The organism is Jiangella anatolica (genome assembly GCF_003236295.1).
Lineage (GTDB): Bacteria > Actinomycetota > Actinomycetes > Jiangellales > Jiangellaceae > Jiangella > Jiangella anatolica.
The window spans coordinates 35,423-46,473 of the sequence record NZ_POTW01000053.1 but is presented as its reverse complement, the minus strand read 5'-3'; the positions used below and the strand labels follow the sequence as shown (position 1 = coordinate 46,473).

Sequence of the window (11,051 nt, the reverse complement as noted above, 5' to 3'; positions counted from 1 at the left end):
CCGCCGCTCTACGCGACCGCCGTCAGTCCCGAGACCGCGGGCTGGGCCGCCGCGTGGGCCGACGGCCTGGTCACCGTCGGCCAGCCGCTCGACACGCTCCGCCGCGTCGTCGACGCCTTCAACAGCAACGGCGGCGATGGCAAGCCGATCGCCGTCCAGATCCACGTCAGCTGGGCTCCGGACGAGGACGAGGCGCTGCGCATCGCGCACGACCAGTGGCGGACGAACGTGTTCTCGTCGCCGCTGTGCTGGGACCTGGCGACGACGGAGGAGTTCGACGAGGCCGGCAAACACGTCCGCCCCGGCGACGTCCGCGGCAGCGTGCTCGTCACCGCCGACCTCGGCCGCATCGCCGCCCACCTGCACGATCTCGGCGAGCTCGGCTTCGGCACCGTGTACCTGCACCACGTCGGCAAAGACCAATCGAGGTTCATCGATGCCGTCGGCGAACGCGTGCTCACGGCGGTGACGGCGTGAGCCGGCGCCGCCGCAGCGCCGGCGACCTCTGGTGGAAGAACGCGGTCATCTACTGCCTGGACGTGCAGACCTTCCTCGACGCCGACGGCGACGGCTGCGGCGACCTCGCCGGGCTGACCGAGCGGATCGACTACCTCGACGGGCTCGGCGTGACCTGCCTGTGGCTGATGCCGTTCCAGCCGTCGCCCGAACGCGACGACGGCTACGACATCGTCGACTTCTACGGCATCGACGAGCGGCTCGGCACGCTGGGCGCGTTCGTCGAGATGGTGCGGACGGCGCAGGACCGCGGCATCCGGGTCATCGTCGACTTCGTCCTCAACCACACGTCGCAGCACCACCCATGGTTCGTGTCGGCGCGCAAAGGCCGTGACGCGCCGTTCCACGACTTCTACGTGTGGAGCGACGAGAAGCCGGACGAGAAGCCGGCGGACCTCGTCTTCCCCGGCGAGGAGCGCTCGACCTGGGCCTGGGACGACCAGGCGCAACGGTGGTACTACCACCGCTTCTACACCGAGCAGCCGGACCTGAACACCGGCAACCCGGCGGTCCGCGACGAGATCGCGCAGATCGCCGGCTTCTGGCTCGCCCTCGGGCTGGCCGGCTTCCGCGTCGACGCCGTCCCGTTCCTCATGGAGGAGTCCGACCGCGCGACCGCGCAGGAGCCGCACGAGCTGATCCGCGACCTGCGCGCCTACCTGACCCGCCGCCGCGGCGACGCGGTCCTGCTCGGCGAGGTCAACCTGCCGCCGAAGCAGGCGCTGGAGTTCTTCGGCGAGACCGGCGACGAGCTGACCATGGCCTTCGACTTCACCGTCAACCAGGCGCTGTACTTGTCGCTGGTCCGCGAGGACGCCGGGCCGCTGGGCAAGGCCCTGAAGGCGCAGCCGGAGCTGCCCGACGACTGCCAGCGGGTGAACTTCGTCCGCAACCACGACGAGCTGTCGCTGGACCAGCTCTCGGACAAGGAGCGCGCCGAGGTGTTCGCCGCGTTCGGCCCGGAGCCGGACATGCAGTTGTACGGACGGGGGATCCGGCGGCGGCTGCCGAGCATGCTCGACGGCGACGAGCGGCGGATCCGCATGGTCTACTCGCTGATGTTCGCGCTGCCCGGCACGCCCGCGCTGTTCTACGGCGAGGAGATCGGCATGCGCGAGAACCTCGCCATCGAGGGCCGGCTCAGCGTGCGCTCGCCGATGCAGTGGTCGGACGAGCGGCACGCCGGCTTCTCGCCGGCGCCGGAGGGCGCCCGGCTGGCCCGGCCGCTGCCGGACGACGTGTCGACGACGGTGGAGGCGCAGCGGCGCGACCCGGAATCGCTGCTGAACTGGATGGAGCGGCTGATCCGGCGGCGCAAGGAGTGCCCCGAGCTGGGCTGGGGCCGGCTGCGGCTGCTCGAGGCGTCCGGGCCGGTGCTGGCGCACCGCTGCGACTGGCAGGACCGCACGATCGTCGCCGTCCACAACCTCTCCGGCTCGACGGCGACCGTGCGGCTGCCCGCCGACGACGGCTGGGAGCGGCTCGTCGACCTGTTCGGGACCGACGACCACGCGCCCGGCGACGACCTGCGCCTGGAGGCGTACGGGCACCGCTGGTTCCGGCCGGAGTGACCCGCGCCGGACGTTCTGTCGAGTTCACACCGGCTGTCATGCGACAGCTGTCGGATGACATTGCACTGGCCCGCCATTAGCGTCCGAGGATTCCCCTTCGAGGAAGGACCGCTCATGGCCCTGCGCCGATCCCGGACCAGAGCCGGCGCGGCACTCGCCGCCGCCGGCGTCTGTACCGCCGCCCTGCTCAGCCATGGAACAGCAACCGCCGCCCCGGCGCCCGCCCCGGCTGAGCCGACGTTCGCCGGCGGCCTGGCGCAGCCGGTCTTCACCGGACCGTTCATCCAGCAGGAGCTGTGGGTCGAGACCGAGTTCGACACCGACGGCGACGGCGAGCCGGACCGCATGCACGTCGACGTCACGCGGCCGGCCGAGACCGAGAGCGCCGGCCTGGACGTGCCGGTCGTGTACGAGTCGAGCCCGTACTACTCCGGCACGGCGAGCGTCGACCGGAAGTTCTTCTGGGACGTCAACGTGGAGCTGGGTGCCCAGCCGCCGCTGCGCACGTCGCCGGACGACCTGCCCGACGCCCCGCGTGCGCCGGGCGGCACGAGCCCGCGCATCTCGTCCAGCCTGATCAACACCTGGGTGCCGCGCGGCTTCGCCGTCGTGCACTCCGAGTCGCCGGGCAGCGGGCTGTCCGAGGGCTGCCCGACGGTGGGCGGGCCGAACGAGTCGCTGGCGCCGAAGGCCGTCGTCGATTGGCTCAACGGCCGGGCCAAGGGCTACACCAGCGCCGACGGCGGCGAGGAGGTGACGGCGCACTGGTCGACCGGCCGGGTCGGCATGACCGGCACGTCGTACAACGGGACGCTGCCGCTGGCCGCCGCGACCACCGGCGTCGAGGGCCTCGAGGTGATCATCCCGGTCGCGCCGAACACGTCGTACTACCACTACTACCGGTCCAACGGCCTGGTGCGGAACCCGGGCGGCTGGCTCGGCGAGGACGTCGACTACCTGTTCGACTACATCAACAGCGGCGACCTGGAGACGCGGCAGTACTGCCGCGACACCGTCCGCGACGTCATGCAGGCCGAGCACGACCGCGTCACCGGCGACTACAACGACTTCTGGGCCGGCCGCGACTACCTCGACCAGCTCGACGACGTGCGCGCCGCGGTGCTGATGGCGCACGCGTTCAACGACTGGAACGTCGTGCCCGAGCACAGCGTCCGCATCTCCGAGGCGCTCGAGGCCAAGGGGATCACCGTCCACGAGTACTTCCACCAGGGCGGACACGGCGGCAACCCGCCGCTGGACATGATGAACCGATGGTTCTCGCAGTACCTCTACGGCCAGGACAACGGCATCGAGGACGACACGAACACCGCGTTCGTCGTCCGCAACGAGCTCGGCGGCAGCACGGTCACCCCGTACGCCGACTACCCGAACCCGGCCGCCGCGCCGGCGACGCTGAACCTGCAGGCCGGTGGCGCGACGGCGGGCGGCCTGACCTCGCTGGCGCTGGCCGACGACGCCACCGAGACGCTGGTCGACGCCGGCAACGCGGCCTGCAACGCGGGCCTGCTGGCCACGACGCCGTCGAACAACCGGCTGCTCTACACCACGCCGACGCTGACGGAGAACGTGCACCTGTCCGGCGTCACGGAGGTGACGGTGCGGATGGCGGCGTCGAAGGCGCGGGCCAACCTGTCCGTCGCGCTGGTGCGGCTGCCGTGGACCGGCGACTCCGGCTGCACGTCGAGCACGCAGCGCTCCACGACCAGCGTCATCACGCGCGGCTGGGCCGACCCGCTGAACCGCGACTCGCTGACCAAGGAGAAGCCGCTCGTCCCGGGCGAGTTCGTCGACGTGACCGTGCCGCTGCAGCCGGACGACCAGGTGGTCCCGGCCGGCTCCCGGATCGGGCTGATGATCTGGTCGACGGACTCGGAGTTCACCCTGCGGCCGCAGCCGGGCACCGAGCTGTCGGTCGACCTCGCCGGCACGACGGCCGCGCTGCCCGTCGTCGGCGGCCCGCTGGCGCTGCCGATCTGCGGCGCCGAGGACACCCGCCCGACGGTCGTCATCGACGGCGTCGACACCGGCGTCGCGAACCACGGACTGGCCGGCACCTGCACCGTCAACGACCACGTCCTCGACGGGGAGGACTGGCCCAACCACGGCGCGTTCGTCCGGCACACGACCGAGCTGGCCGACCAGCTGGTCGCCGCCGGGCTGATCACCGGCCGCGACCGCGGCGCCCTCGTCCGCGCGGCCGCCGCCTCCGACCTCGGCTGAATGATCACGTTAAGCACGGGTGCTCCCGCTTCCCCAGGAATGCATGCCTGGGGAAGCGGGAGCACGCCGACTTAACGTGATCATTTAGCGGTTGACGGTGATCTCCGGGCTGGTGATCTGCTGGTTCACGCTCTCCAGGTACACGACCTGCGTGCTCAGCTTCTTCGCCGAGGACGGGAACCGCACCGGCAGCTCCAGCAGCCGGCCCAGCTCGTCCGCGGTCGCCTCGCCGACCAGGACGTCCTGGCCGCGCTCGACGTTGCGGACATAGACGTTCACCGTCTCGCCCGGGTCGTAGCCCCAGGCCGAGACGTTGACGGTGCCCCGGAAGTCGACGTTCTGGACGTCGACCGCGACCTGCTCGCCGACGGTGTTCTCCGGCGTGCGGATCTCCTGGACGGTGCGCTCGCCCGCGTCGTTCTTGCGGACGACGACGCCGTCGTGGTGCTCGCCGTTGGCGTAGCGCGCCTCGTAGCTGATGCTGTCCTCGGTGACGTCGATCAACTGGTAGAGCTGCATGTCCTGGCCGACGGACATCTGGTCGGCGCCGTTCTCGGTCCAGTTGGTGTCGACGGCGTCGTACATCTTGCCGCCGGACACCGACGTGACGTAGACGGTGCTGTCGTGCACCGTCACCGACCGCCGAGACGCCGCCGTCGAGCCGCGGCCGTAGGTGTGGTCGTGGCCCTGCAGGACCAGGTCCACGCCGTACTCCTCGAACAACGGGCCCCACTGCGCGCGGACGGTCGGGTTGTTGCGGCCCGACGCGACCGAGTAGACCGGGTGGTGGAACGTCACGACGGTCCACTTGTTCGGGTTGTTCGCCAGCTGCTGCTCCAGCCACGCGGTCTGCGCGGCCATGATCGGAGCGAGGCTCTGGACGTTGCTGTTCAGGCCGATGAAGCGGACGCCCTGGTAGTCCACCGAGTAGATGGTGTTGCGCAGGGCGGCGTTGGTGGCGGCGTCACCGAAGTCCGGGCCGTTGGCCGGGTACGGGAACGTCGGCTGCCAGAACGTCGACAGCTGGCCACCGCTGTACTCGTGGTTGCCGGTGATCGAGATGTTGTTGATCTGGCTGTTGATGAAGCCGTCGGCGGCGTGCCACTGACCCCACTCGAGCTCGCTGTTGGCCGTGTTGACGAGGTCGCCGGCGTTGACGATGACCTTCGCCTCCGGGCGGTCGGCGAAGGCCTGCCGGAACACCCGCGGGCCGGCGGAGTCGATGTAGTTCTGCATGTCGCCGTAGTAGATGAACGAGAACGGCTCGAACCCGGCGGTGGCCGTGGTGAAGTCGGTCCACTCGCTCCAGTTGACGCCGTCGCCGACCCGGTAGGTGTAGCGCGTGTCGGGCTCCAGGCCGGTGAACTCCACCTGGTGGTAGACCGAGGCGTAGCCCAGCGTCGTGTTGACCGGGTTGGTCGAGCCGGCCATCACGGTCCGCACGGCGCCGTCGGCGGGGCGGACGTCACCGAGGGCGATCGGCGCCTTCAGGATCTGCGCCTGCGCGTACTCGCCGCCCGTCTCGGAGCGCCAGGTCACCTTCTGCGTGGTGGCCGGCGTCTCCGTCGGGACGAGGATGATGCGGTCCGGCAGCGCGGACGGCTCGTACACCTCGGCGTCGGGCACCTTCACCGGCGGCTCGCTGTCCGCACCGACTGCGGCCGGTACGGCGATCAGCCCGCCACCGAGCAGCGCGGCGCCGATGGCGGCACCGGCCGCACGGCGAGAGCCGAACGGCCCGCGCTTCCTCACTTCACTCACGTTGAGTCTCCTCCCAGGACACTCTCGAACGCTGCCGCAGGTCGCGGCACCATGGTCGATTCATCCCAGACCCGGCGGAAACGGTGAGAACGGGCGGGACACGGCACGTTGACCCGGCGGTGAACAGCTGAAAACGATTTTCCTGTTGCGACGGGGTCGCAGGCCGCGACGGCTGCCGGCCACGTCCGGTCGGTCCGGCCGCCACCGCGGCGTCGGCCGGCGTTCACCCGGGCATGCCTACGATCCGGCCGTGCCCCGCCTCGTCCCGCTCGCCGGAGTCGTCCTGCTGGCGCTGACGGCGGCCGCCTGCGGGGGAGCGACCCACAAGGACGACACGTTCGTCGACGCCGGCGTGACCGGGCTGCTGGACATCGAGCTGACCGAGTGCTTCACCGACCCCGAGTACTCCGACCTGGCCGGCGAGGACGTCGTCCGCTACGTCGCCTGCCCCGAGGGCGCGGACAACCAGTCGTACCTGTTCGTGCACGCGCCGGACGGCCCGTGGGACCGCGACGCCGTCGCCGAGCTGGGCTGGGACGAGTGCGGCAAGGGCTTCGAGCAGCAGTGGACCAGCCAGGACGCGTCCGGCCTGGACTACTACCCGATCCTGCCCACGGCCGAGACCTGGGCCGACGGCGACCGCGCCGTCATGTGCGCGGTGTACGACCCCGACGGCGAGCTGGCCGACTCCGTGCTGCCCCGCGCCGACGGCGTCAGCCAGTAGCCCTCCTAGGCTGGTTGCCATGACCATCGATCAGCCGCAACCGTTCGCACCTCGCGCCACCGCCGCCGAGCTCGACGACCTGCGGGCCCGGCTGCGGGCCACCCGCTGGCCCGACGCGCCGGAGGACGGGGGCTGGTCACTGGGCACCGACGTCGGGTACCTGCGCGAACTGGTCGAGTACTGGGCCGACGGGTTCGACTGGCCGGCGCAGGAGGAGGCGCTGAACCGGCTGCCCCGGTTCCGGACATCCATCGACGGCCTGGGCATCCACTACGTGCACGCGCGCGCCGTCGCGCCGGCCGGGCCGGTGCTGCCGCTGGTGCTCACGCACGGCTGGCCGGACTCGTTCTGGCGCTACACGAAGGTGATCTCGCTGCTCACCGACCCGGCCGCGCATGGCGCCGACCCGGCCGACGCGTTCGACGTGGTGGTGCCGGACCTGCCCGGCTTCGGCTGGTCCGACCGCCCGGCCGGACCGCTGAACAGCATCGCGGCCGCCGGGCTGTGGGCGCGGCTGATGAGCAGGCTCGGGTACGAGCGGTTCGGCGCCGCCGGCGGCGACCTGGGCAGCCACGTCACCCGCTACCTCGCCCTGGACCACCCGGACCGGGTCGTCGCCGCGCACCGGACCGACGCCGGCCTGCCGCTGTTCACCGGCGACCCGGCCGAGCTGACCCAGGAGGAGCGCGACTGGATGCGGGAGGTGCAGTCCTGGGGCGCGACAGAGGGCGGGTACGCCGCGATCCAGCGCACCAAGCCGCAGACCCTCGCCGCCGGCCTGACCGACTCGCCGGCCGGCCTGGCGGCCTGGATCGTCGAGAAGCTGCAGGCCTGGAGCGACTGCGACGGCGACGTCGAGAAGGCGTTCAGCAAGGACGAGATCCTCACCAACGTGACGATCTACTGGCTGACCGGGACCATCGGCGCGACGATGCGCATGTACCAGGCCAACGCCGCGATCCCGCCCGCGCAGCTGACCCGGCGGGTCGAGGTGCCCTCCGGGTTCGCCATCTTCCGCGGCGACGTCGTGCGGCCGCCGCGGGCCTGGCTGGAGCGCACCACGAACCTCGTCCGGGCCACCGAGCCGGACCGCGGCGGCCACTTCGCGGCGTTCGAGCAGCCGGAGCTGTACGCGCAGGAGCTGCGCGAGTTCTTCCGCCCGTTCCGGACGGCGGTCTAGCCGGCCGGCCTCGGCAGCGGCGTCGCGGCGAGCGCGCGGGCGGTCGCGAGCAGGTTCGCCGCCATCGTCCGGCCGGTGGAGTGCGCCCAGTCGTGCCCCTTGGTCTCGTCCAGGTAGTCCGGCCCGGGACCGGGGCCGAGGTGCCAGTAGGTCCAGGCCTGCGCCGGGATGGTGAACCCGATGTCGACCATGCCGCCACACAGCTCGGAGATGACGTGGTGCGCGCCGTCCTCGTTGCCGGTGACGACGACGCCCGCGACCTTGTCGAACGCGACCGGCCGGCCGTCGGCGGCGGTCTCGGAGATCATCGCGTCCATCCGCTCCAGCGCCCGCTGCGCCAGCGACGACGGCCGGCCGACCCACGTGGGGCTGGCCAGCACGAGGATCTCGGCGGCGAGGATCGCCTCGTGCACCCGCGGCCAGTCGTCGCCGTCGCCGAGATCGGTCTGGACGCCGGGCGGGACCTTCAGGTCGGCCAGCCGGAAGTCGGAGACGTCGACGCCGCCCTCGCGCAGCGCGCCCGCGACGACGCCGGCCAGGGCGCCGGTGTTGGATGGCTGCGGCGACGGCTTGAGCGTGCAGTTGAGGAAGACGGCTCGCATGCCTGCCCGCTACCCGGTGGCCGTGCATGTCATGCGTCCGGCCCGGGTACGGGCGGGGCATGGCACGGTCGATCTGGAGTGGCTTCCTCAGCTTCGGGCTGGTGTCGATCCCGGTGCGCCTGTACTCGGCGACGCAGGAGCACGAGGTCGACTTCCACCAGTTCGAGCGGGGCACGTCGGACCGGATCCGGTACAAGCGCGTCAACGAGCGCACCGGCGACGAGGTCGACTACGACGACATCGTGAAGGGCCACGACGTCGGCGGCGGCGACTACGTCATCGTCGAGCGGGACGAGCTGGAGGAGATCGCGCCGGGCCGGTCCCGGTCGCTGGACATCGAGCAGTTCGTCGAGCTGGCCGAGATCGACCCGATCCACTTCCAGCGCAGCTACTATCTGGGTCCGAGCGACGACGACACCGCCTCGTCGTACGCGCTGCTGCGCACGGCCCTGGACCAGACCGGCCGCGCCGCCGTCGCGACGTTCGTCATGCGCGGCAAGGAGTACCTGGCCTGCGTCCGGGCGTCCGGTCCGGTGCTCGTGCTGGAGACGATGTACTTCGCCGACGAGATCCGCGACCCGGTCAAGGAACTCGGCGACCTGCCGAAGGCGTCGTCGAAGGGCAAGCAGCTGGGCATGGCCGTCGACCTCATCGAGGCGATGACCGAGCCCTGGAAGCCCGAGCGGTACCACGACACGTACACCGAGCGGGTCGAGGAGCTCGTCGACGCCAAGCGCGAGGGCAAGGAGGTCGTGACGGAGAGCGCCCCGGCCACCGCCACCGGCGCGACCGACCTGCTCACGGCGCTGCAGGAGAGCGTCGCCGCGGCGAAGAAGAAGCGCCCCGCCAAGAAGGCCCCGGCGAAGAAGACCGCGGCCAGGAAGAAGGCGCCGGCCAGGAAGAAGACGGCGGCGAAGAAGACGGCGGCGGCGAAGAAATCGTCCACGCGGAAGAAGTCGGCGGCATGATGTAGAAGTCCCGTCCCCGACTCCGACCTATGGACATGACCAACACACAGAAGCTCCGCGTCCACATGTTCTCCGTGTCCGTCGACGGCTACGGCGCCGGACCTGACCAGAGCGTCGAGAACCCGCTCGGCATCGGCGGCGAGGACCTCCACGACTGGGCGGTCGTCACCCCGACCTTCGGCGCCGCCGACCCCACCGCCGCCGCGCCCGTCAGCGTCGACGACGAGTACGTCCAGCGCAACTGGCGCAACATCGGCGCCACGATCATGGGCCGCAACATGTTCGGCCCGGTCCGCGGCTCCTGGCCGGACGAGAGCTGGACCGGCTGGTGGGGCCCGAACCCGCCGTACCACCACCACGTGTTCGTGCTGACGCACCACGAGCGCCCGCCGGTCGAGATGGAGGGCGGCACGACGTTCCACTTCGTCACCGACGGCATCGAGGCGGCCCGCGACCAGGCGTTCGCCGCGGCCGGCGGCCAGGACGTGCTGGTCGCGGGCGGCGCGGCGACGATCCGGCAGTACCTGCGGGCCGGGCTGATCGACGAGCTGGAGATCGCCATCTCGCCGATCCTCCTTGGCGGTGGCGAGCGGCTGTTCGACGACGGCGTGGGCGTGCCGGGCTATCGGTGCACCGGGTTCACCGCCGGCGAGAAGGCCGTCCACGTGGGGTTCGTGCCGGCCTGAGGCTCATATGCTGGCGGGCGTGCTCGAGCTACGTGCCGACTGCGCCCGCTGCGCCGGGTTGTGCTGCGTCGGACCGGCGCTGACCCGCTCGGCCGACTTCGCCATCGACAAGCCGGCCGGGCAGCCGTGCCCCAACCTGCGCGACGACCACCGCTGTGGCATCCACGCGCACCTGCGCGAGCGCGGCTTCCCCGGCTGCACCGTGTACGACTGCTTCGGCGCCGGTCAGCAGACCGTCCAGGTGACCTTCGGCGGGGCGTCGTCGCAGCCGCGGGACGAGCTGCTGGCCGCGTTCGCGGTCCTGCGGCCGCTGCACGAGCTGCTCTGGCACCTCGACGCGGCGCGGGGCATCGCCGCCGCCGCGGCCCTGCGCCCGGCGCTGGACGAGCAGGTCAGCCGGGTGACGGAGCTGGCCGCGGCGCCCGCGGCATCGCTCGCCGAGATCGACGTCGTCGGTCTCCGCGGGGACGCGCACGTCCTGCTGCAGGAGGCGTCCCGGCTCGCCCGCGCCGGCACGCCGGCCCGCGACCTGCGCGGCGCCGACCTGATCGGCAAGAAGCCGCGCGGCGACCTCACCGGCGCGAACCTGCAGGGCGCCTACCTCATCGGCGCCGACCTGCGCGGCAGGAGGCTCGACCGCGCCGACCTCATCGGCGCGGACCTGCGCGCGGCCGACCTGCGCGGCGCCGACCTGTCGACGGCGCTGTTCCTCACCCAGCCGCAGGTCAACGCCGCCGTCGGCGACGCGTCGACCCGGCTGCCGGCCGGGCTGGACCGCCCGCCGCACTGGGCGAGCTGAGGC

10 protein-coding genes are annotated in these 11,051 nt (G+C 71.7%); 8 read left to right on the top strand and 2 right to left on the bottom strand.

The annotated features are described in order from the left end of the window. The 3 genes from C1I92_RS20245 to C1I92_RS20235 form a co-directional block, all read left to right on the top strand. A partial coding sequence (locus tag C1I92_RS20245) for an LLM class flavin-dependent oxidoreductase (protein ID WP_146605214.1) occupies positions 1 to 477 on the top strand: 477 nt, incomplete at its 5' end. Beyond that, a complete protein-coding gene (locus C1I92_RS20240; RefSeq protein ID WP_111256456.1) occupies positions 474 to 2,087 on the top strand; it encodes an alpha-amylase family protein in 1,614 nt (537 codons plus the stop codon). The genes C1I92_RS20245 and C1I92_RS20240, both read left to right, overlap by 4 nt. Positions 2,088 to 2,201: 114 nt before the next feature. Continuing rightward, positions 2,202 to 4,328: a Xaa-Pro dipeptidyl-peptidase gene (locus C1I92_RS20235; protein WP_111256455.1), complete on the top strand. Its 2,127-nt coding sequence runs from the start codon at positions 2,202 to 2,204 to the stop codon at positions 4,326 to 4,328. Between the two features lie 84 nt (positions 4,329 to 4,412). On the opposite strand, the gene C1I92_RS20230 is transcribed toward C1I92_RS20235, so the two are convergent. Further along, a complete protein-coding gene (locus C1I92_RS20230) occupies positions 4,413 to 6,089 on the bottom strand; it encodes a purple acid phosphatase family protein (protein WP_111256454.1) in 1,677 nt (558 codons plus the stop codon). Between the two features lie 250 nt (positions 6,090 to 6,339). On the opposite strand from C1I92_RS20230, the gene C1I92_RS20225 reads away from it, so the two are divergent. Further along, the gene (locus C1I92_RS20225; RefSeq protein ID WP_111256453.1) at positions 6,340 to 6,813 is read left to right on the top strand and encodes a hypothetical protein; all 474 of its coding nucleotides are present in this window, start codon (positions 6,340 to 6,342) and stop codon (positions 6,811 to 6,813) included. A gap of 19 nt (positions 6,814 to 6,832) precedes the next feature. Beyond that, positions 6,833 to 7,993: an epoxide hydrolase family protein gene (locus C1I92_RS20220; RefSeq protein ID WP_111256452.1), complete on the top strand. Its 1,161-nt coding sequence runs from the start codon at positions 6,833 to 6,835 to the stop codon at positions 7,991 to 7,993. Here C1I92_RS20220 and C1I92_RS20215 read toward each other — a convergent pair. Further along, on the bottom strand, positions 7,990 to 8,595 hold the full coding sequence (locus C1I92_RS20215; RefSeq protein ID WP_111256451.1) for a flavodoxin family protein: 606 nt from the start codon (positions 8,593 to 8,595) through the stop codon (positions 7,990 to 7,992). The genes C1I92_RS20220 and C1I92_RS20215 overlap by 4 nt on opposite strands. 59 nt (positions 8,596 to 8,654) lie before the next feature. Here C1I92_RS20215 and ku point away from each other — a divergent pair, with 59 nt between their 5' ends. From ku to C1I92_RS20200, 3 genes are read left to right on the top strand one after another with little or no spacing between them, the layout of a single operon-like run. Further along, positions 8,655 to 9,563, top strand: coding sequence for a non-homologous end joining protein Ku (gene ku / locus C1I92_RS20210; RefSeq protein ID WP_111256450.1), 909 nt, complete (start codon positions 8,655 to 8,657; stop codon positions 9,561 to 9,563). Between the two features lie 35 nt (positions 9,564 to 9,598). Next, positions 9,599 to 10,249 carry a dihydrofolate reductase family protein gene (locus tag C1I92_RS20205; protein ID WP_111256460.1) on the top strand — a complete coding sequence of 217 codons (651 nt, stop codon included), beginning with the start codon at positions 9,599 to 9,601 and terminating at the stop codon, positions 10,247 to 10,249. A 7-nt stretch (positions 10,250 to 10,256) separates the two neighbouring features. Beyond that, the gene (locus C1I92_RS20200) at positions 10,257 to 11,048 is read left to right on the top strand and encodes a pentapeptide repeat-containing protein (protein WP_111256449.1); all 792 of its coding nucleotides are present in this window, start codon (positions 10,257 to 10,259) and stop codon (positions 11,046 to 11,048) included. The last annotated feature ends 3 nt before the right edge of the window (positions 11,049 to 11,051 follow it).

Excerpts from the sequence above, each read along its gene's own strand:
- C1I92_RS20235 (WP_111256455.1), top strand. The coding sequence starts at position 2,202 with ATGGCCCTGCGCCGATCCCGGACCAGAGCCGGCGCGGCACTCGCCGCC.
- C1I92_RS20205 (WP_111256460.1), top strand. The coding sequence starts at position 9,599 with ATGACCAACACACAGAAGCTCCGCGTCCACATGTTCTCCGTGTCCGTC.
- C1I92_RS20200 (WP_111256449.1), top strand. The coding sequence starts at position 10,257 with ATGCTGGCGGGCGTGCTCGAGCTACGTGCCGACTGCGCCCGCTGCGCC.
- ku (WP_111256450.1), top strand. The coding sequence starts at position 8,655 with ATGGCACGGTCGATCTGGAGTGGCTTCCTCAGCTTCGGGCTGGTGTCG.
- C1I92_RS20215 (WP_111256451.1), bottom strand. The coding sequence starts at position 8,595 with ATGCGAGCCGTCTTCCTCAACTGCACGCTCAAGCCGTCGCCGCAGCCA.
- C1I92_RS20220 (WP_111256452.1), top strand. The coding sequence starts at position 6,833 with ATGACCATCGATCAGCCGCAACCGTTCGCACCTCGCGCCACCGCCGCC.